This is a genomic window from Aquimarina sp. ERC-38, from assembly GCF_026222555.1.
Lineage (GTDB): Bacteria > Bacteroidota > Bacteroidia > Flavobacteriales > Flavobacteriaceae > Aquimarina.
In genome coordinates this window covers 2,220,977-2,243,481 of sequence record NZ_CP098511.1, presented here as the reverse complement: position 1 = coordinate 2,243,481, position 22,505 = coordinate 2,220,977, and the positions used below count along the sequence as shown (strand labels likewise).

Sequence of the window (22,505 nt, the reverse complement as noted above, 5' to 3'; positions counted from 1 at the left end):
TACTAGCTGCAATTAATTTGAAAAACGTAACGAATCGATATATCTTATAGCTGTTAGAAGTTGTAAAAAAATCTAATGCATGGCAAGTCTAAAGAAGGCTATTTCTCTTTAGTCATAGAAAACATATAACATCTTCTAATCCCAGAAAGATTGTAAGCTCTTCTATATTTTTTTTCATCCTTTGGATTCAGTTTCACACGAATATCAGAAACATTCTTGCCTTTGAACCTTTGTTCTCCAAACTTTGCAGCACCTTGAAAAACCCATTGACTAATATCTTCAAATTTTGCATCATCAAATCCTATGGACTTTGCAAATGATATCAGATGTTCTTTGGGATAAAAATTTTCTTTAGGAATAGCATTCAGTTTTAAAAGATAATTACCAAATCTGCTGTTTTTTTCCTTTATCGGCATCATATCTGTGAAAACTAACTTACCACCAGGCTTTAACACTCTGGATGCTTCTTTTAGAAAATCCTTTCTCGTTGTAAAGTGATATGCACAATCCAAGGCTATTACAGCATCAAAACTTTTATCTTCAAAATCCAGAGAAACAGCATCCCCTTCTCTAAGATCTATAACATCAGACAATCCTGATTCTTCGACAAGTTCTCTAGCAACTCTAACCTGAGTTGGAGAGATATTAACTCCTTTTATGCTCTTAATATTATGTTTTTTTGCCCAATGAATATCTTGCACTCCAAAGCCATAACCTACATCAAGAATATCACAATCATCTTTTAAATCCCCAAAATCGAATAAATTATCAGCATAATTTTTACAGGCATCTTCAAAAGATTCAGAGTCTTTCCAATACCCCACATTGAACCACAGCGGTTTTTCTTTGTTTTGAAATTTCTCGTTTCTTCCTTTAACTAAATCGTCTCCTAAAGATTCATAATATTCTTTAGCATCTTTAAACTTGAATAACTTAATCATATAATATTTTTAAATTTATTAATTCTGAACTTAACTTTTATAAGATTATAGCCCTACTCTCTGAAAGTTTATTTTTTGAGATATCATTTATAATCTCTCCTATTTCTTTAAACCTTTCTAGAATAAAGAAATGATGCCCAGGAAACTGTAAAAAATCTAAGGAAAGAGCTGTCTCATCTTTCCAACTTTCCAATTCTTCTAGAGTTATATTTTCGTTTAACCCGGATAGGACCGTAATTGGGACTTTAAAAGGTTCTTCTGTTTTATATTGGTATGTTTCAATAGCTTTAAAATCTGCTCGAAGTATCGGAAGAAAAAATGTTAGCAACTCATCATTCTCCAACGCTTCTTTGGGAAACCCCCCTAATTTTTTTAATTCTAATTTAAAATCCTCATCATTTAATAAATGACAGGTACTAGATCTTACATGATTAAATTTTGGACCTTTACATCCCGATACTATCAAATGCCCAGGCATTTTAAAATTGTTTGTTTGTAACAATCTAGTTACAAGAAATAGTACTGTACCTCCAAGACTGTGACCATATAAGATATATTCATTATCATCTAAAATAGGTTTGATTTGTTCAAAAACATCTTTAGCAATTAATTCTAAATCTGTAAGTAATGGTTCATTCAATCTTTTTCCATGTCCCGGAATTTCAAGAGATTTCATTTCTATTGACTGATCCAAAAATTCTTTTAGCTTAAGAAAACTAAAACGATTTCCTCCTCCGTAGTGCAGGCAAATTAATGTAACCGACATAAGATTTATTAATTTTGAATATTGATTTTTATTGATTAAACGCTTTTGCACCAGTATTAATGAGTTACCGCTACTACTAGTCTATCGAATAGCTGCTCCCCTAAATACCTCCTGTTGAGCTTATAGCAAAACTCATCGAGATAGCTCTGTAAATATTTGCCATCGATTTTGTGGTAAATGCCCAGCAGTGTCCTCTTTGCATTGCTTATTGCGATATGCACCTGTTTTAGGGTTGATACCGTGGTCTCCCTGCCCGATCTCTCTGTAACGTGTACTTCGACATAATCGGATATGTCCACGTAGCTTGTACTCTGGTCACTGAAGACAATGCTCAGTTCGTCAATGTTCTCTCTTACCAGTTGGTTCACCTCGTCCTTATTATACGAGCCCAGAACCTGCATCTTGAAATACCTGCACTGGCTATCCTTCTTGCCCGATTTCGGGTCTTCCAGTTTTGTCGATTCGGCCATGACCGCCACATTGGACTGTCTCTGGCTGCCCCTGCCACGCTTCAGGTTCTTTTGCTCTGCCTTACTGGTGGCCTTCTCAAAGTATCCCTCATCGAATTCTATCATCCTTTCCAAGTCATAGAGCGCATCCCTCTTGCCCATGGCGCCCCTTATCCTGTGTATCAGCGACCAAATGGTATTGTACCTCGAGTAGCCAAGCTGTCTTTGTAGTTCCGTGGCCGAGATCCCCTCTTTGGAATAGGTCATGAACGCCATCGCGAGATACCAGGTCCTAACGGGAAGATTAGAGTTCTCCATTATGGTCCCGCTGCGCAGGGAGATCCTGAAGTTACAGGCTGAGCACTGCCATGCCCATTTGCCCTTTAGCCAATAATGCTTCTTGCCATAGCACCTCTTGCACACAACGCCTTCGGCGTTACGAGCCTTTACAACGTTGTCACGACAGGATTTTTCGTCAGGGAACTATTCTACGAACTTCAAAATATTCATACATTTCTCTTTTGTTATCAAGATAGCTAAATATTATTACTGGTGCAATTCCGACTAATCAATTGATTTTATTATTTTGTTGGCTCCAAAACAGGAAATGGTTGCCCTAAATTATTATCTGTTCTAAATTTATTATGGCCATATTTATCCACTCCACTTACTTGGACACATCCCCATCTACTTAAATCAAAATCAGAGCCATGAGCTCTAAATTCGTTAGTATCGGGATATACTTTAACATGACTTTGTACATAACGACAGGCTACTGCGAATCTAGTTGATCTTTCTGAAGTATTAGGGAAAGAAGAATGCATACATCTTGCAGAAAAAATAACACATTCTCCAGGTTCCATTTCCATAACTACAGCTTTGGATTCATCTGGTTGCCAATTATTGTCTACCTTAAAATCAGAAAAATTATACCCATAAAAACCAGTATCAGAATCTACTGCGGTATATAATTTATTCCTTCCTTCGCTTGGTTTCTTGGTTTCATCAAAAAACATTTTATTATGTGACCCTGGCATTAATTTTAAACAACCATTTTTTCTTGTAGATTCTGTAAAACAAGTCCAAACAGTAAGATCAAAAGGTATCCCCGATGTTGTATCTGTAGGAATAAGTTGAGGTTTACCTGTAGCATAACTATAATCCTGTACTTGATGCCACTCGGTCCCCTTACTACCAGGATACTTAGGAAAGTATTCCATCCTCCATAAAATTACATCTTCGCCCATAATACTACTTAACCTATCTACAATGCCTGGATGACATATATGATTTGTTAGCTCCGATATATCAAAATGCCGATCATAGTTAAGTGGGTTATTATGAAGAGTATTGGAAGTGTCTGCACTTTTAATTCTGATTTGCTTAAAAATGTTTTTTGCTTCTTTAGGCTCATAAAGTTTAAAAGGCCCTATAAATCCTTGTTCAAAGAATTTCTTTTTTTCTTCTGCTGTTAAATCAATTTTCATAATATTAAGGTTTTACGTATTAATGATTTTCTTTTAGGCTATTATTTATTGCAAAAACAATTGTAGAGCTTTTATATCTGTGTTTTTGACCTCTTGAATTTCTTCTAAGTACATAAAAAATGTAGTAGGAATACTTAATATTAGTCCTATGGTAAAGTTACTTCTTTATCGTATATAATATAACTATTAAGATTAGTACTATTGTGAATATGCATATTCCGGGAGCAAGCTTGCAAGGTATATTCTAAAAAGGTATTTTTTAATGCAAAACTTAATATATTAAACCCTCTATGAGAAATTAAATTACAGATACACTACTTTAGTTTGTTACCAAGGATTTAGCAAGAAAATATGAAGATACACTTGCCATAATATTTAATTTTAAAGAATTTACTCTAACAACTATTTTATTAATATTATTTACTTTAAGTACTTTGCATTCAATCCCAGAAAGTGCTCCGGTATTTATTGTTCTCATTTCTCCAACTATTAGGGAAGTTGAGTTAATTTTAATTATCATTTGTTTTAATCAAATGTCTAATCTGTAGAATCTCTTTTTCAGTAACTTGTGCATATTTTTAACCAAAATGCACATATCTATAGGCACCATCTACAGAAAGTGATTTATGGTGTTCTAAAGATGAACTGACCTTTACAAAAAAGTAAGATAGAAAAAGAAGTTTAAATATCGTTTTTTTTCGATCACTCCATTCCCTTACGGTTTTAATCATTGGCAGAAAAGATTCTAATTGATTTTCTTCTAAAAGGTTATGAACTTTTTTCTCGTGGCATAATTGTACATAAAGAACATACCAACCAGATTTAAAATTTTTTGACATAGGCTTATCTATTTGAATAAGTTGATTAACATAAGAAAAATAAAAGATGGAGTAGATATAAAACAAGGCTTCGCCTTTTTGGCTCACATAATTCCTTCTGTTAAAAAAATGTGATCAATATAAAATTAGAGAATAATTAAAATTTCAGCTTTGAAATAAAATTTTCACTAACAATTAATTATATACTATTACAAGTGATTAATAACTAACAGACTACTATGAGATAAAAATATGAACTTGATTTACTATTCATATATAAACAAATATAAGAAAGTATTTACTTAAACTGTTACGGTTTAACCTTAAGTGATTATTTGTTTGTTTAAAAAATAAATAAGCATATGATTTTTAAAAACTTACAAAAAAAGGATTGTTAGAATTAACAATAATATAACTTTTTTAAATTCATCTTATTAGTAGATAGTTGATAAGAAATAAAAACTCTTTGAATTAAAATTCCCTTTTGGTGGACTCCTAATTATATACATTATAATACTCTCCATTTTTAAGACAGCTACTTAAATTGTAAATTTAATACTGTAAATATGAAAAAATTGAGAATACAATAGGTTAAGTAGAGTCTTTGATACTATTCATGTTTCTAAGTCAGATGAAACAAGACCTTTACAACAAAATAAACCATTAATAGTAAATTCAAATAAAGATTTTTGCAGGCAAAGAAAATACAGAAAGAAGGGTATTCCACTAGAGCTATTACTAGAAACCTTAATATCCATAGAGAAACTGTTAGAAAATACTTTGATCATGATGCACTTCCAAGAAAAGTTTATTGGAAAAAATGTAGTGCTTACTGCTTTCAATACATTAAATACCAGAATGGATTAAAAACCAGATATACTAATAGCAACTCTCTGTGGAGAACTTAAAAATCGAAGGTATACAGGTGCATACAGTACTTTACCTGAAGCTCTACCATATTATGGGATACGAATTGGTAAAAAAGCAGGTAAGAAAAAATTACCTAAAAACAGATTATCTTTCTTCAAGGGTGTACGACAAATTTCCTTTTATACTGCATTTTGACATAATTGTTTAATCCTGTGTTCTTGTTTGCTTTTGTATACCACTCTGAATTGTGCCATTTGTTGGAACCCTTCCATAGTCCATCGCTGACCTGATAGTTTCAAGCGTTGTTGTAATACATCTTTATGAGCAGATTCATACGATTTACGGTTATTTATTGGTCACAGAAATAGTTAAAACTATGCACTTTAGTGCATCTCGCTTTAGCTTCTAAAAAAACCTACCTTTGTTTGATGTCAGGACAAAGGGTAAATGGTCATACAGTATCGAGGCTTACCGTACATATAGTATGGAGTACCAAATATAGGTATGCCGTTTTAATTGGAGATGTTCAAAGAAAGTGTAGGGAGCTTTTGATCCAGGTTTGTGATGCAGAAGGTGTTCAAATTCTTAAGGGAGTTGTAAGCAAAGACTATGTTCATATGCATATAGAATATCGTCCTTCCCAAGATATCAGTAGTTTGGTAAAAAAGCTAAAGGAAAGGAGTTCAAGACGGCTTCAACAAGAATTTCCTGAACTGCACAAGCGTTACTGGGGCAGGCATTTTTGGGCTATAGGTTTTGGATGTTGGAGTACTGGTAATATTACTGATACTATGGTGAACGAGTATTTAAAGCATCACAGGAAGTCCGGCAATGACAGTGGGAACTTCATACTTGAGTGATCGGTAAAGCTTGCGTACTGATGACTTTAGTCGGATTTACAAACCTATGGACTTTAGTCCATAGTGATTTAGTTCATATAAAATGCCACCAGTGTCCACTTAAAACAAATTGATAGACAGTTGTTTACATTCTAGTTCATTGGCATTATTGTAATCTGTATTTTTAAATAGCTCATTTACAGGGGTTTTATCTAGTAGGGATACTCCTAGGATCTGTAATATTTCGTAAGTTGATCGATTGATTTTCAATTCCTGTGCTACTATTGCTACTAAGCAATAAGTGCTGATTGCTGTATAAATTTGTATCCGGACTGCATTTTCCGAAGTTCCCTAAAAAGACTTGATTTTCAGATGTTGTTTGATCCATTTGAAAAACAGTTCGATTTGCCAACGCTTTTTGTATAGTAAAGCGATATGTTCTGCTGTAGCTTCCATATTATTAGTTTGGAATACAAATGTCCTTTTGTTTTCGCTATCATAATATTTGATTCGCCTGAGTTTATCAGGATAGTTTTTGGAGGTGTAAAAACCAGTTAATTTTCCAATCTGGTCACATAAAACTCCTTTTGCTTTGTTAGCTTTATCTGAATACATTCGCTTAAATTTAAAGTTCGCTTTAGCTATAATAACAAAATAAGCTGCGCATTTTGTAATCTTGTAAAGCCTCTCAAAGTCGAGATACCCTCTATCAAAAACATAATAAGCCCCAACTTCATAAATTAGTAGATCCATTGCTTTTACATTATGAATGTTGGCGGGGGTAACATGGATAAAGCTAGGTATTTGCGTCTGAATATCAAAAAGTGTGTGCAATTTAATTCTGCCTTTCGATTTTCGAAATTTAGCCCACTGAAAGACACTTAAGCATAGATCAATTGTAGAAGAATCAAAGGCGTAAATTTTTTGTCCGGTATTAGGATTTTGATCAGAAAGTTTAGCGTTTGCTATGGTTATTAAGTTATATGCAAAATCTTCAAAGATCCTATAATCACGTTTTTGATTTGCCTTAGCCAAATTACTTCTAGTAACCCTTCTACCAATTCCTAAATGGTAAGATTTCTTGTTATGTGCATCTAATGTAACAACAAGATCTCGTAAACTATCACAGTTTGTAAGTTGTCTAAATATCATACAAAGTAATTGGTTCCAACAACTAAAATGACGAACATACTTATTAACAATACCGTTAAAAGTACGCTTCGGTAAAAAAGTTAGTAGTTGAGCGAATACATATTTACCTTGGTTCCTAAGTGTCAAGTTAAAAATTGACTAACCTAGCCATTTTAAATCGACACGCAACTCAAAACCCTACAACTTATAGAGTATCAATAATTTCAAAGAAAATCTAATTATTTATAGTGGACACTAGTGATATAGTTATTGAAGGGTGTACGACAAATATACTGTTTTACTAATAACTTGATTTTTTCCAGAAACAAAAACTCACTAAAATTAAGCGATCTTGGACATTGAAAAATCATAAAAATTTCTATTTATGGAAATTTGTAGTACACCCTTATTGAATTTATAATGGTTAAGACATTCATATTTAATAGTTTTAAAGAAACTTTCAGCCACTGCATTGTCCTAACAATTCCCTTTCGGACTCATACTTTGACTATGGTTTTTGCTTGGGGTTGGTAAAGCATTGTTTCATTAGATCACTAGCGTATTGTACCCCTCTATCGGAATGGAAGATATGGTTAGAAGTAATCTCTCTTACTTTGATAGCTTTTTTCTATGCTTTTAAGACTGTATTTTTTGTAGTCATATCCTGGCTTACTACCCAAGATATGACCTTTCTATTAGCCAGTCTAGTATAGTTGTTAAGTAATTCCAATAACCCACTACTTTGATATAGGTAATATCCGAGACCCATTTCTCTCCTAATTCTAAAGAAGTAAATTCTTTATTTAATTTATTAGGGTTACCCATTTAGTTCGCAATGATTTTTAATTGTTTGATAGTTATGGGTTCATGGCTAGTGCAACGTTCTATTATTTTATCTAGGATTGACACCCTGTGGTTCCGTCTATTGAACCTAAAGAAATATTCATCGATGTATTTTTGAAGGTATTCTTTATTACAATAAGAATGAACCCCTCTCAACCAGTTTTTAAAGTTCCTGATCTGTATGTGCAACATTTTAAAGTTTTTTCCTTTGTTTGATAAAGTTTGTTTCAAGTCAGGGTATTCTTCTTTGATTGGGTGATAACCAGGCCAACCATCCGCTAATATACTGGCATCATTCTTTATATGCGTGTCAAACAATGGTTTTAAAGACCTGGCGCTATAATCTTCTATAACTTTAGCATAGCCCCTTCCAGACTTACCATCCCTGTATTCAAAAGCAACGACTACCCTCATTTTCGTATCACTTTTACTTCTTCCCTGTTCCCCCTTTTAGGGTGTACCTATCTCGAACTCATCAACATGGACTTCATCTTCTAAAGGGTACTGCTCACTGCTTTCCATAGCTAACTGTACTTTCTGGCGAAATGCCCATGTTGTTTTTTGGTTCAAACCAAAACGTTCTGCTAACCAAATACTATTTGCCCCTTTCTTACTAGTGGAAACCTCGTAGAGCATCCCAAAGGCTTTAAGGATATCAAACTTAAGTTTATGAAATAGGGTTGCTGCCGTTGTAGATTCGTCATAACCGCATTTACTACAACGACGGCTATAAGGTTGCTTGCCCTTTGTGTAAGCAGTTGAGCTACATCTCCTACAACTATAGCCGTTTTCCCATTTTAATCTTGCCAAAAACTTATAACAATCTTCGTTAGTTGTAAACCGATCTATAAATACCTGTCTATCAAGCTCTTTTAATATCTTCATTTGTGAAATATTTACCTATAATTTACAAAATAATATCCTCACTTACAAGTATTTGAGACTTAAATGGGTAATCCTATAATTTATTTTCTGCCACAGTTAAATTATGTTTGGAATCCGTAGTAACCTTGTATTTCTTTTTAAGAATGCTTCTTAGCCCTAATTCTTAATAAGCAAAGCAATGTAGGATGTTGAGTAAAACAAACCTTCGCATTTCAATGCCTTTTTAACGCGGTTACTACCGTAGATTGTTTTGTTCTGTATAAATAAAATTTTAATACGTTCTTTAAGGTAAATCAAAGACTTTTTTGTTTTTTCCAAGGATTTGGTTTTTACCCGATGATAATTAGGAATTCTTACTTACGCTCATATACTTGCACAACTCTGCCTGCCGGCAGGTTCTCAACCGGATATTCTTCTTTATGGTTAGCAATAAACTGATACCTTACCGGTCGCTCCTGGAGAAGATACGCACTGCCTTTTTTAAGATGTCACATTCCATAGTGATCTCACGTAGTTCTTTACGCAAATTAACAATCTCTTTCTGCATTTACGAGACTTCTTGGGTACTTTTTATATCCGTAGAATTCTTAGTAAACTCTCGCCTCCAGCGATTTACCATGCCGGTTCCAAGATCATATTCCTTACAAACTTCACTAACACGCTTGCCCGATACGACTAATTCGACAATCGTTCTTTTAAAATCTAAATCGTAACTCCTCTTTTTCATCTGATAAAAGTAAAAAACCTTCAAAAAACCGTCACAACAAAACTAGATATTCCAGTAACGCTAACATGTTTTTCGTATTAAGGTTGTTAATAGTTTAGGATAGGTGTACATAATGCCTGTCCTTTTTTCCTGCCCAGTAGTGTTTGACCAGTTCGCTATGGTGCAGGCTAAAATTCTGATGGAAGTGCGGGCGGTCTGCCCTTTTCTAATCCCCACCCCAGGAAAACAGGAACTTCTTTTCTTCCTTTCCGATCAAACCCCAGTCCGGGTTCTTCCAGAGGGGTTTGCCGTTTTTGATTTCCACTACACCCAAATTTATTGACAAACCCCTTAAATACCTGTAAACATTATAAACCCAACCCCATCACAAAAATCACTAAAAACATATTTTATCAATTATAATAAGATTTTGATATAACTTTAATTTCTATATTTGTGAGGTGCAAAAGAATATATTTAAAAATAGCATTACCTTATTTTTTCTGTTTGCTTTTCTACTTCTTAGAATTGTAAATGTACATGCTTTTTCACATTTTGTAGATGAAGATGGTCAGGACGATCGATTAAATTGTGAGTTGTGCAAAATTATTACTACTTCTCATAAACTCACTCCTTTTACTGGAGGTACTAGTACTGATAGTTTACAAAATATGGTGCTGGATTACCCGGAGTACCAAACGAATTATTATTATCAAACTTCTCAATTTAGCATTACACTCCCCAAAAGTGTTTATAACAAACCCCCGCCTTCTACTTTGGGGTAATTATTTATTGATTTCCGGAGATTCTTATTTTCTAATGTAAAGATTAGTTTGTTGGTTCAAACCTTCCTTTATTGTAATTACTGACATTGTAATTGTATTTAAATGTAAAGGAATTCTCGAATACTTTTAGCTTTTAAAACTTCATTTGAATTATTAAATCTTTTTAATAATAGTATGGATTTAGTTATAAAATCTATTTAGAGAAACTTAAGATTTTGATGTTTGTACCTAAAATTAAGATACATAAGGTTTGTGTCTATCTTATTTAAATACAATCTAAACATAAAGGTTTGCAGATAATCCTATAAACAGATAAAACTTTATTTCCGGATAAATAAGGAAACTTTATAGATCAAATACACCTCTAGAGCCACAATAAAAGCACTATACATCCTAAGCAATAAAAACGATTATTCTTATAAGGAATAAAGGTATGATCTGGTAAACCAATTATTTCTTTACACGACTTCAAAAAAATCACACATCCATCAATAGTAAAATACACAAAAATGAAAACTAAAATTTATAGAACTATAAAACAAATAGGAATAGTAGTAGGTAGTATCTTTCTGCTCAATGCACATCCTATTAAACTTACCTCCTCACTAATTCAATATAATCCTGAGACTACTCAATTACAAATTGAATGTAGGGTATTTCTGGATGATTTTTTAAATAGCATAGATAGTAAAACTGCCAAAAATATAAATCTCGATAATTTATCAAACCAAGATAAAAAAGGAATTGAAAGCTATTTTAAAGAATATTATGTAATAAGTATTAATGGAAAACAATTCCCTCTTCAATATGTAGCGTCAGAAGTGATGGAAGAATATAACATTTGTATTTTTTACTTTTCTCAAAATATTACCAAACCTAAAAAAGGAGATCAACTCTGTGTAGAAAATAAGCTGTTTTTTGAGGAATTTGATTTTCTACAAACCAATATGGTTACCGTACGGTTTCCCTCTTTGACAGAAGAAGTTTATTTTGAAGCGATGTCTACAGATTACGATCTACCCATTAATTTTTAAAACCTACCCTAATGAATAAATTAAGTTCTTTCTTTTACAGCGGATGGCATCATATTGTAGATATTACAGCTTATGATCACTTGTTATTTGTGATGACTTTATGTGCAGCCTTTACCTTAACACAATGGAAACAAATTTTAGTTATTATAACTGCATTTACCATCGGTCATAGCGGTACCCTGGTACTAAGTGCCTTAGAAATAATTCCGGCTAATTCTAAACTGATTGACATGCTGATTCCCTCTACTATTATGATTACGGCAATTGCTAATATTGTTAATTACGAAAAACACGGAAGGTTTTCAGATGCAACCATAAAATATAGTATTGCTCTGATCTTTGGGCTTATCCACGGACTAGCTTTTGCCAGTAATTTTAAATTTATGCTTTTTAGTGATCGTATAATCATGCCTTTATTGCTATTTAATTTAGGTATTGAAGCAGGGCAGATCTTTATTGTATTATTATTTATGACCTCTCTATGGATATATACTAAAATAGTAAAGGGTTCCCATTTTAAGTGGAATCTTTTTGTTTCAGGAGCAGGGTTCGGGATTGCAACTACTATTTTAGTATCGGCAATGACTTCTGGTTAATAGAATTGGGTATATTTCACTCTTTCTAATTAATGCAATAGCATTTCATCGCTTAAGATGATTACATTAAAAATAACTTTAAAAATTTCTAAATAACATCAAATGAAAAAAGCAACGACACACTTAGGTTTTACTTTTTTAGCCTTACTCTTTGTAGCTACCGCCTGTAAACAAGAAAAAAAAGCTTCGGAAGAAAAAGAAACAACAGTAGATACTACTGAAGTGGAAACACCGACCACTCCTCCTGAAATTACCCTGCAAAAATTAGAAGGCTCTCCTGCCTATGCAGATGCATCTCTGTTATTAGATACTCCGCAACATATAAAAGTTGCAGAAGTTGGAGAAGTAGACTTTTCTTTTGCTGTAGAAAATTATGAATTAGGTAAACAAACCGAAGGGCCTAACGCACAAAGCCTAGCAAATTCAGGAAAAGGACAGCATATACATTTTATCCTGGATAACCAACCCTATTCTGCACATTATGAGCCTATCTTTCAAAAAGAAATTCCGGCAGGAACACATCACCTGGTTGCTTTTTTAAGTCGTTCTTATCACGAATCCGTAAAAAATGAGAATTCGGTAATAGTTCGTAAATTAACTGTAGGAGATACTACTAAGGATACTCTTGATTTTGACCTGAAAGCGCCTACGCTCATTTACAGTCGCCCTAAAGGCACTTATAAGGGCAAGGACACGGAACAAATTCTATTGGACTTTTTTGTACTTAACACCACGCTTTCAGAAAGTGGGACTAAAGTTCGTACTACGATAAATGGTAAACAATTTATGGTAGAAGAATGGGTTCCCCATGTAATTAAAGGGCTCCCAATGGGAGAAGTTACTATTCAATTAGAACTAACCGATACATCCGGAAATTTAATCCCGGGTCCTTTTAATTCTGTAACCCGAAAGGTAACCTTAGAACCTTAGAGAACTAAGTTGAAGAAAGATTATAAGAATCAAAAAATATAAAAGTAAACTTCAAACTTCAATAGAAATTAGCCAAAAAGTTTAAGGTTTACCTAAAAATCCCGTCGAATTCTGAAACAATTTCAGTAAAGGCGGGATTCATTAACTATTTTGTTCTAAGAACATTATTAAATAGGAGTTTTTAGATTCAAATAAATCCATAAAAAGAAATAGTATACCTATGATAGCTATTATCAAAAAAACCAAATATCCCAATCTTTTAGGAGTTACAGCTAGCGGATTATGTTTGATTCATTGCTTGATAACCCCATTATTTTTCAGTTTACAAGCCAGCACTTTTGGGTTAAGGAAAGAGCATTTACTATGGTGGCAATTGCTAGATTTAGTTTTTCTTGTTATATCCCTTATTGCTATCATTGTTTCTACTACCCAAACTTCAAAATCATGGATAAAATATGCCTTATGGAGTAGTTGGATTATTTTGGCCGGGATTATCCTAAATGAAAAATTCGGGATTTTAGAAATAAAAGAAGTCGTCATTTATGTTCCTTCTATCGCCTTAATCCTTCTCCATTTTTATAATCGTAAGTATTGTCAATGTACGGGTACGGATTGTTGTACAAATTCATCGAGTGTATAGTACGCATAAAATTAAACCATAATAATCTCTAAAAAACTCCTACTACTTCTTATATTAATTTACCAGATATAGAATCATTGGTGTCCGGTTAAAATAAATAAAAGTTTACAAAACATAGTAATTTAAGGTAATTCCAAACTTTGAGCTGTTTGGAGGTTGCTTTTTCACTTTTTTAAAAGTAATTTTTCTTTAACGTAAATATTGATTTTCAATACTATAATGATTAGTCTTGATTCTGGAAGCGATAGCGATCTTAAATCTTTACCGGACACTAATATATTTTAACTATTATCAATAACTTTCAGGTATTCCGTACGACAAGTTGCTTTCTAAAAAATCCTTTAGTGACAGGTCTTCCGGAAGTTTTAGTTTTGATTTTGCCCTGTACCTGGCAGTTTTAACCGTATTAGGGTTCACATTTAGCAGATCAGCTGATTCTTTTATAGAAAGTCCTAATTTAATTAATAAACAATGTCTGATATCTGTTTTAGAAAGTTGAGGATAAAGATCTTGCAATTGTAAAACCAAACCCGGGTATTGAGATTCTATACGTTCGGTTAAAATCTCATCAGAGGTTGTGGTTTTTAAAAATTTATCCAATAATAATACGGTTTTTTTGATCTTTCCGGAAGTCCTTTCGTCGATAGCCTCATGTACCTGATCTTTGATCTCTTTTAATTCTTTCATTTTATTAGATTGTCCTATCAATATAGCAGACAATTCGTTTTCTCTTAACCGAATATGGTTTTCCAGGGTTCGTTTTTCATTTCTCTTAAGTATATTAAGTTCTTTTTCTGACTTTTTATTCTTCTTGTAAAACATAAAAGCAATTACTCCAATAATCAGACAAATAGTACTAATAAACAAAATGGTAATATAATAGCGTTGTTTTCTATTTTCTTTAGCCAGTATGATTTGTTTTAACTTGATGTTCTTATTTTCCTGAACAGTATTTATAAAATCCAGTTTTACTTTATAAAAATCAACATAAACCTTTTTTTCTACCTTTCTAATACTATCTATAATCAGGCTTTTCTGGTTATTATAATACAAAGCAGAATCCTTATTACCTAATTGAATATGGTAATTAGCAAGATGACTATATAATTTAGGTAACTCAGCTATTGGAGACGCCGTAGTAGCCTTTTTCATTAAGTGGGAAGCCTTCTTATAATTCCCTAATTTAGCATAAGACATTGATAGAAATTCATAGTGATTAATTAATCCTCTAGGCCAATGTTTTTTTAAAAGTTTAAAAGTAGAATTAAGGGAATCTATAGAACTATTATATTTATTTTCGAGATAAAGATTATAACCTTGATAAACTTTAGCAAAGGTGTATTGAAGACTATCTTTTTCTTCAGCTGCTTCCTTAATAATACTTTTTAATATAGGTCCGCTCTTGTCAGGTCGTTCTTGTTGTTGATAAGCAATGGCTAAGGAACCTTTTATAAAGTTTTTTGCTTCTATAGTGGTCTTAGCAGAATCTTCAAGCATTTTATTAACTTGTTCTATGACAAGATCGTATTGTCCTTTATAAATATAACTATCTACAATACCCTTATTTAAACTAAATTTCTTATCAAAATCATCTTCCTTACATAATCGTAAAGCTTCTACATAATATGGTAACGCATACTCCGGAAGATTATAACGATATAAAAATCCATATCCCACGGTATATAAATAATCTAATTTTAATTTTTGATCCGGACAAAGGCTTTGGTATTTTTCGAATTTCTGACTGTAGTGAAACAAGCTGTCCAGGTTTCCATTCTTCGTTTGGTAGGTAATAATTTTAATGCAAGACTGTAAAACACCTCTGGAATAATTTAGTTTTTCGGAGTCTTTAAGTATGGTTTGATAAAATTGATAGCTATTTAAATCAACAGTTTTAGTATTTAAGGCAAGTAAACTATCAATTTGCTTCCCTAGAGTAAGGGTATCTTGATATGCTAATACGTATAAATGAAACGTACAACATACCATGAAAGAAAACAATCTCATGGTTTTAACAGTTTTAGGTTTAAAGAGTATTGCTATATTAACGTGTATTATGTAGTAAACGTATGATTTTCGTTAATTACATTATTACTTTTATACATACAACTTAGATTCTAATATAATACAACAAGCGCTTACTGTAAACAAACTACCCACCTTTTTGTTATAAATTAAAGTATTATAAAATCTAGCCTCAAAAAATTTAGATAAATTAAAATATCTTTCAGAAATTTTAGCACTAACTAATAAGGTGGTTTTACATGGTATTAGCACAAACCAGTTAATATTCCTTAAAAATTTAATCTACATCATAAGCTTATACCTATAATAGATAGGGTCAGCAACTATTCAATTATACATGCTTACCAAATGCTTTACCCTATCGTATACCTTTTGATGACCTTATTTTAAATAAGCATAAAAGAAATACTATAGTTTTGCCTATCTAATTTGGTATCTCTATTTATGTATAACAAAACAGAATACTAGATTAATTACACAATTAATTTTTAACCTAAATTTCATTTCTATGAAATCTCTTAAAACCTTAACCCTATTATTATTTGTACTCTCTTTTTCTTTTACCTCTTGTGAAGATAAAGAAGAAACTAATGAACCTCTTATTTCTGTTGAAGATGAAGCAAAGGAATTTGAAAAAAGCTTAAAAAGTGATATTGATCCCCGTGCTCCGTCTGAGAACAATTGTTCTTTTGGTGGTGTAATCAATGCGGAGGTAAGAAGCGGTCACTTTGTAGGTGTAAATGAATTTCCTTTTTTATTCGGAGACGATGCAAAAGTTACCTGGACCATCGATGGAAACGTGGTAACACCATTAAGACCCAGATTTGTTAGAGTTAATGACCACATTTCTCAGGCAGGACAACTAGAAGTTTGTTACAGGGTAACTTCTTTAAGCTGTGGAACCCTGGGAGCTTGTGTGGTTATAGACTTTGAAGGTTAGAAATGAACACATTTTTATAAGCCTGGGTTTTATCTTTTTTGTTAAGATTCGGGCTTATAATTATAACTTCATATTGGAATTTAAGTAGTTCAAGTTAGTACGTATACCTGTTGGTTACCAATACACTATTATATATTGTAAGATTACCATTTGTATGGGTATTAATTCTTTTTACTATATATAGATGATTATCTATCGGCACATTACTTAAGCTAAAACATACTTCATTTTCCATTCATAACAACACAGCTCCTTTATATAACTACAATACCTTAAAATGAGCAGCTATAGACAGTAATTACTAAAGTAGGTCGTACCTAATATTAGACCCTGCTTTATAAACACATAACATTATAATTCTACTGAAATGAAAAAAATATATACCCTGGCAATTCTACTGATTTGCTTGATAAGTCAGCCCCTACTCTATGGGCAAACAAAACCTGGAACTACTCAAATACCTACCGGGCATCAACTTTACAAAAGCCTAAAAATTAAGGCTCAGAAGAACGCAAAAAACAAACCTGTAAACCCTTCAAAAATAGGAGATAAAGCAAGCGACCGGATGTACTATGAATTTGATCGTACCTGTGACCCTAAAACCCGAAAAATACCTAAAGATATTTATCAAAAAGAACAGTTGTTTACCAAACAATCAAAATCTCTATCCTCTGTAGGTAATATTAAAAAGTCTTCTGCCAACTGGGAAAACCGTGGTCCTTTTAACGTTGGAGGACGTACCAGGGCACTGGCTATAGACAGAACCAATGAAAATATTATCCTTGCCGGAGGGGTTTCCGGAGGCCTATGGCGTAGTGAGGATGGAGGTGAAAATTGGAAAAGAGTAACCAGAAGATTTCAAAACCCAAGTATTACCGCAATAGTACAGGACCCAAGACCGGGATATCAACATATCTGGTATTATGGAGGTGGAGAACGTATCGGTAATTCTGCCAGCGCAACTGCCTTGTATACCGGAGCAGGAATCTATAAATCACAAGATGGCGGACGTACCTGGGAACTATTGGACGCTACAGCAGATCAAACTGTACTTGATGTTTCACCCTTTGATGTGGTAAACAGTATGGCTATCCATCCTCAAAACGGAGATCTATACGTTGCTACTTTTGACGGAATTCATCGATCTCAGGATGGCGGTAAAAGCTTTCAAGAAGTATTTGCTAGTGGTCGTGATAAAAGAACAGAAATTATAATTACACCTAAAAGCACCTTCTATATAACAGTTTCTGAATTAACAACAAATTCGACTATAGCAGGGGTATATAGCTCAAAAAATGGGATAGATTGGACACGTATTGGTGAAGATATCGAAGAACTAAATAGGTCATTAAGAATTATATGCGCTTATAACCCTTCAAATGAAAATGAGGTCTATATTTTCAGAACTGTTACAGCCAATAGGCCTAATCAACCTTTAAATTCTATCTTTAAATATAATGCTACGGACAACACTTTTATAGATTTTACCGATAAACTTCCCCCAACTATAGCACCAATAGGCGGTTTAAATACGCAAACAGGATACAATATGGTGCTTGCCATACATCCTACCAATCCGGATATAATTCTCTTTGGAGGAACCAACTTATTTAGGACTACGGATGGTTTTCGAACTGTGGTAGATAATGTTTCCAATGATTGGGTCGCTGGGTATTCTCCATTAAATGATGTTTCATTATATCCTAATAACCATCCGGATATGCATGCTGCTATCTTTTTCCCTTCTAACCCTAATAAAGTATTAAACGCTAACGATGGCGGAGTTTTTATGACCGAAGATATTACCACAGATAACTCTTTTGAAGAACCGGTCTCCTGGATTTCTTTAAACAATGGATATATTACTACACAACCTTATGCCATCTCTTTCGATCCGGAATCAGAAAGTGATGAACTTCTGGCAGGTTTTCAGGATAATGGTAGTTGGTATACAGATCAAGAAGACCCCATTGCAAGCTGGATTGAGCAGTTCGGAGGGGATGGTAGTTATAACGCCTTTGCTGATAAGGGGCGTACCCGATATGTTTCCACCCAGTTTGGTAACGTTTTACGTTTTAATTTGGATAACAATGATGAGGTAGCATCCATAGCCTTTGTAAAACCAGCAGGTGTAGTAGGATTTAGTTTTGTTACCCCCTTTGTTTTGGATCCCAATGATGATAACGTAATGTACCTACCAGTAGGACGTTCTTTATATAGAAATAGTAACCTGGATGAGATACCGTCTTTTGCAAGTATTGATGATATAGCTGGACCAGCTACCGTAAACTGGTCTAAAATTGCTTCGGTAGAATCTATAATAAGTGAATTTAGGGAACTTAATAGTATTACCGCACTTGATGTTTCAAAATTTCCCGAAGCTGATAAGGTATATTATGGTACCGGGCAAGGCCAAGTATATAGAATGGATTTTGCCAATTTATCTACTAGTAAACCGGTTGATATTTTTACTGACAAGGGTTTTCCTGAAGATGCCTTTGTTAATAGTGTGCAAGTAGACCCTAATAATTCTGACCGCGTAGTGATCGCTTTTTCCAATTATGATGTCAAAAGTGTATTCTACACTACAGATGGCGGAGAAACCTGGACGGATATTAGCGGGAACCTTGAAGAAAACAAAGATGGGAGTGGAAATGGCCCTTCGGTAAGATGGGTTTCCTTTTTAGGGAATAATAACGGTCTATTAGCAGGTACCAGTACCGGATTATATTATACAGATAGAATAGTAGATGAAAACACAGTGTGGAGATTAGAAACTAATCAGATTGGTAATGGTGTAGTCATGCAAGTCAGAACCCGTAAAGATGGACTAGCTGCATTAGCCGTACACGGTAACGGGGTATATAGTAAAAAGTTTAACGTAAGCCCTCCAACAGGGGAAAGAACGTTATTTATCGATAAAAAACCTAAAGATGTTTCATTTTCTATAGAAAATACCCCAGAATTTATAACAGTGGATCTTAACGAAGTTTTTAGGGAAGTTAATGATCAGGAATTTACCGTAAAGGTAGAAAGTTCAAATAATGAATTTATAGACTATAACCTCTCCGGAAAGAAGTTACAAGTTTTATTTTCTGCAACTAATTCAGCTACAGCAAATCCTGATAAAGTAGGGGAAGCAATAATAACGTTGATTGCCGTATCAGGAGCACAAAAAGTAGCCACTGAATTTAACGTACGGGTATTTCAAAATCCTCTTTTTGATAGTTTTGACCCTAATAAACCTCTTATTCCAACCGATGTCAACCCTTCAATAATACCTTTTGACAAACTTCGACTAGTAGAGAATGTATCCCAAGAACTAGCAGATCAGTTTATCATTCCGGAAGGCGAAACCTGGACTATCGAACGAATGAAAATGACCGCAGTTTCAGACGTATTATTAATTCCTGATCTTTCTATTCCAGGTAATCAAGCCCAATTTAGAATTTATAAAGATGATAACAATAGACCTGGGGAACAAATTCTAGACGTAACGGATACTATAAGAACAAACCCTGTATTTGAAGATGAACTTACACCAGAGCAGTTTGAATTTGTATTACCTAAAAAAATTGAGTTGACTTCCGGAAAATACTGGTGTTCCTTTGCCAGGATTGAAGAAATTATATTTGTAAATAATTTAAGATGGCTCTACTATATTGTAGAACCTGATGAACCAACTTTCAACAATATAGCAGATGCCTATGGAAGGGGTATAAATTCAGCAGCATTAACAGTAGAATGGAGTTCCTTTACAGATGTTCCAGTAGCAAATATTAATGATTCTCCGGAAGGAAAAGCTACCCTACTCTTCTCCTTATTTGGAGTAAAAAATTCAGTTAGTAAAAAATCTTTAAATCTTACGGAAAATGACGTAGTAGCTTATCCTAACCCTACTAATGGATTGGTCGATGTAAAGTTTACGACTTTGCCGGAGGAAGCGATCACCATAAAAGTCATGGATATCAGTGGTAAGCAGGTGGCAAGTTACAGCTTTGATCATACTCAAAGCGAGTATTTAATTGATACTTCAGATTGGGTATCCGGAATGTATATTGCTAAAATAAACGGAAATACAACCAAAATGACGACTAAAATCATCCGTAAATAGATAAAGAGTTTTGACTATTATATAAACTATTATAACTAAGTATGATATTTAATCACACAAATCATCTTTTAAATAGATCATACTTCTTGATAATAAAGTAAATGTAATAGTATAGTTTGTAGTTTGTAGTTTGTAGTTTAGATTGCCAGGCGGGGTTTCGCAATAAGAAACCTCGCCTTTTTTTATGGATCATACCTTGAATTTGATCTAAGAAGTTTAGCGTAATTTAAATAATCTTCAATAAAAAATTAACCTAAGTCAGGGTGATTATAAAAGAAAATTAGCCTGGTCCAAATGATTATTGATAGAAAATTAGCATGGTTAGGGTTGTTCCCAAAAAAAAATCAGCGTTGTCCGAGTGATTTTCGATAGAAAATTAGCATAGTTAGGGTTGTTTTCAATAAAATTAACGTTGTCTGAGTGATTTTCGATAGAAAATTGTATTGAAGACAGGTTAATTTAATCATAGATACCTGTCAAATAATCAAAGATGTATATGAATTAAAGGTTTATATCGAGTAGGTGCTATACGCTAGTACTATTTTTCAAAAACATATTGTGAGACAGCACTATTAATTTAATTCTATTAATAGCTAGATAAATTTTACGCTCTAGTTTAAATAAGCGTTGTTAGTATAAGTTAGCGATATTAATATTATTACATAAAATACTGATAATCAGATTTTAAAATTAGCATCATTAAAAACATCCTTCCCCAACCCTTCCTTCGAAGGAAGGGAGCAAAAAAGTCTCCCTTTGAAGGGAGATTTAGAGGGATGTTCAGCATATTTTAATAACAACGCTAATTTAGACTAGAGCCAAATTTTACATTAATAACCACAAAAACAGTATTTTACAAGTATGCTTACCAAATGCTTATTACCCTTGTATACCTTTTGATAACTTCTTTTCTACTGTAAAAGAAAGAAATACTATAGTTTTACCGTAAGTAAATAAAAATCCTGATTTTTTTACCAACTGTGGTTGTTACACCATATTTAAAAATACGGATGCTGATTTTACATTATTATTTTAACCTAAATTTCATTTTTATGAAAACTTTTAAAACCTTATTTCTTTTAGTATTAATAATCTCTTTTTCTTTCACCTCTTGTGAAGAAAATGAAAAAACCAATGAACCCACTGTTTCTACCGAAGAACAAATTGCACAGTTCGAAGAAAGCTTAAAAAGCGATACCGATCCACGCGGACCTTCAGAGATCGATTGTGCTTTTGGTGGTGTAATTGATGCCAAGGGAATTACCTCATCAGGTCATTTTGTAGGTGTAAATGAGTTTCCTTTCTTATTTGGAGATGATGCAGAAGTTACCTGGTCAATCGACGGAGAGGTAGTAACTCCATTACGACCTAGATTTGTTAGGCTTGAAGATCACCTATCTCAGCCTGCTAAAGTAGAAGTATGTTTTAGTGTAACTTCTTCTACTTGTGGAACCATATCAGATTGTATTATTACTGACTTTGAATTATAAAAGGTAATGAACTTAAAATAGCCCAGATGCTGACTTTTATTTTAAATCCGGGCTATTACTATAAGTAGCGATATGCTAATTTCCATCCAGAATTAAAATTAGGCAATTCGTTATGATTAGTTCACACCTGATTTGTTATGTAGTCTCTTTATATTTTATTTAAACTGATTCGCATTCGTAAGATCGGACTCTTAATTTTTAAAGATTGGTACTGAT

The 22,505-nt window shown here is 33.3% G+C and carries 18 protein-coding genes and 2 pseudogenes; 9 read left to right on the top strand and 11 right to left on the bottom strand.

All coding sequences use genetic code 11. The annotated features are described in order from the left end of the window. Window positions 1-98 precede the first annotated feature (98 nt). The 5 genes and pseudogenes from NBT05_RS09270 to NBT05_RS09250 form a co-directional block, all read right to left on the bottom strand. A complete protein-coding gene (locus NBT05_RS09270) occupies window positions 99-941 on the bottom strand; it encodes an SAM-dependent methyltransferase (RefSeq protein WP_265769589.1) in 843 nt (280 codons plus the stop codon). Between the two features lie 37 nt (window positions 942-978). Next, entirely contained in the window at window positions 979-1,707 is a 729-nt protein-coding gene (locus NBT05_RS09265) for a thioesterase II family protein (protein WP_265769588.1), read from the bottom strand. 56 nt (window positions 1,708-1,763) lie between these two features. Next, window positions 1,764-2,666, bottom strand: a pseudogene (locus NBT05_RS09260) (IS1595 family transposase). Between the two features lie 71 nt (window positions 2,667-2,737). Beyond that, window positions 2,738-3,643 carry a chlorinating enzyme gene (locus NBT05_RS09255; protein ID WP_265769587.1) on the bottom strand — a complete coding sequence of 302 codons (906 nt, stop codon included), beginning with the start codon at window positions 3,641-3,643 and terminating at the stop codon, window positions 2,738-2,740. A 578-nt stretch (window positions 3,644-4,221) separates the two neighbouring features. Beyond that, the gene (locus tag NBT05_RS09250; RefSeq protein ID WP_265769586.1) at window positions 4,222-4,569 is read right to left on the bottom strand and encodes a transcription termination/antitermination NusG family protein; all 348 of its coding nucleotides are present in this window, start codon (window positions 4,567-4,569) and stop codon (window positions 4,222-4,224) included. A 1,190-nt stretch (window positions 4,570-5,759) separates the two neighbouring features. Here NBT05_RS09250 and tnpA point away from each other — a divergent pair. After that, complete coding sequence (tnpA, locus tag NBT05_RS09245) at window positions 5,760-6,191, top strand: IS200/IS605 family transposase (protein WP_265769585.1); 432 nt, start codon at window positions 5,760-5,762, stop codon at window positions 6,189-6,191. A gap of 330 nt (window positions 6,192-6,521) precedes the next feature. On the opposite strand, the gene NBT05_RS09240 is transcribed toward tnpA, so the two are convergent. From NBT05_RS09240 to NBT05_RS09220, 5 genes and pseudogenes are all read right to left on the bottom strand, one after another. Beyond that, a complete protein-coding gene (locus NBT05_RS09240) occupies window positions 6,522-7,448 on the bottom strand; it encodes an IS4 family transposase (RefSeq protein WP_265769584.1) in 927 nt (308 codons plus the stop codon). Window positions 7,449-7,712: 264 nt separating this feature from the next. Beyond that, window positions 7,713-8,114, bottom strand: a pseudogene (locus NBT05_RS09235) (transposase); the annotation flags it as partial. A 12-nt stretch (window positions 8,115-8,126) separates the two neighbouring features. After that, a complete protein-coding gene (locus NBT05_RS09230; RefSeq protein ID WP_265769583.1) occupies window positions 8,127-8,558 on the bottom strand; it encodes an IS1595 family transposase in 432 nt (143 codons plus the stop codon). Window positions 8,559-8,594: 36 nt separating this feature from the next. After that, window positions 8,595-9,029, bottom strand: a complete 435-nt coding sequence (locus NBT05_RS09225; protein ID WP_265769582.1) for an IS1595 family transposase — start codon at window positions 9,027-9,029, stop codon at window positions 8,595-8,597. 547 nt (window positions 9,030-9,576) lie between these two features. Continuing rightward, window positions 9,577-9,756 (bottom strand): transposase, encoded by a 180-nt coding sequence (locus NBT05_RS09220; protein ID WP_265769581.1) that lies wholly within the window; start codon window positions 9,754-9,756, stop codon window positions 9,577-9,579. A 440-nt stretch (window positions 9,757-10,196) separates the two neighbouring features. Here NBT05_RS09220 and NBT05_RS09215 point away from each other — a divergent pair, with 440 nt between their 5' ends. The 5 genes from NBT05_RS09215 to NBT05_RS09195 all read left to right on the top strand — a co-directional run bounded on the left by NBT05_RS09215 (window position 10,197) and on the right by NBT05_RS09195 (window position 13,720). Next, window positions 10,197-10,520: a hypothetical protein gene (locus NBT05_RS09215; RefSeq protein ID WP_265769580.1), complete on the top strand. Its 324-nt coding sequence runs from the start codon at window positions 10,197-10,199 to the stop codon at window positions 10,518-10,520. A gap of 509 nt (window positions 10,521-11,029) precedes the next feature. Further along, window positions 11,030-11,554, top strand: a complete 525-nt coding sequence (locus NBT05_RS09210) for a DUF6702 family protein (protein WP_265769579.1) — start codon at window positions 11,030-11,032, stop codon at window positions 11,552-11,554. An 11-nt stretch (window positions 11,555-11,565) separates the two neighbouring features. Then, window positions 11,566-12,150 carry a HupE/UreJ family protein gene (locus NBT05_RS09205; RefSeq protein WP_265769578.1) on the top strand — a complete coding sequence of 195 codons (585 nt, stop codon included), beginning with the start codon at window positions 11,566-11,568 and terminating at the stop codon, window positions 12,148-12,150. A 102-nt stretch (window positions 12,151-12,252) separates the two neighbouring features. After that, the gene (locus NBT05_RS09200) at window positions 12,253-13,080 is read left to right on the top strand and encodes a hypothetical protein (RefSeq protein WP_265769577.1); all 828 of its coding nucleotides are present in this window, start codon (window positions 12,253-12,255) and stop codon (window positions 13,078-13,080) included. Between the two features lie 220 nt (window positions 13,081-13,300). Next, complete coding sequence (locus NBT05_RS09195; RefSeq protein WP_265769576.1) at window positions 13,301-13,720, top strand: MerC domain-containing protein; 420 nt, start codon at window positions 13,301-13,303, stop codon at window positions 13,718-13,720. A 291-nt stretch (window positions 13,721-14,011) separates the two neighbouring features. Here NBT05_RS09195 and NBT05_RS09190 read toward each other — a convergent pair whose 3' ends face one another. Further along, window positions 14,012-15,727: a hypothetical protein gene (locus NBT05_RS09190; protein ID WP_265769575.1), complete on the bottom strand. Its 1,716-nt coding sequence runs from the start codon at window positions 15,725-15,727 to the stop codon at window positions 14,012-14,014. Window positions 15,728-16,253: 526 nt separating this feature from the next. Between NBT05_RS09190 and NBT05_RS09185 the strand changes: the two genes are divergently transcribed. The 3 genes from NBT05_RS09185 to NBT05_RS09175 all read left to right on the top strand — a co-directional run bounded on the left by NBT05_RS09185 (window position 16,254) and on the right by NBT05_RS09175 (window position 22,289). Continuing rightward, window positions 16,254-16,685, top strand: a complete 432-nt coding sequence (locus tag NBT05_RS09185; RefSeq protein ID WP_265769574.1) for a hypothetical protein — start codon at window positions 16,254-16,256, stop codon at window positions 16,683-16,685. A gap of 367 nt (window positions 16,686-17,052) precedes the next feature. Continuing rightward, the gene (locus NBT05_RS09180) at window positions 17,053-20,799 is read left to right on the top strand and encodes a T9SS type A sorting domain-containing protein (protein WP_265769573.1); all 3,747 of its coding nucleotides are present in this window, start codon (window positions 17,053-17,055) and stop codon (window positions 20,797-20,799) included. Between the two features lie 1,052 nt (window positions 20,800-21,851). Beyond that, entirely contained in the window at window positions 21,852-22,289 is a 438-nt protein-coding gene (locus NBT05_RS09175; RefSeq protein WP_265769572.1) for a hypothetical protein, read from the top strand. The last annotated feature ends 216 nt before the right edge of the window (window positions 22,290-22,505 follow it).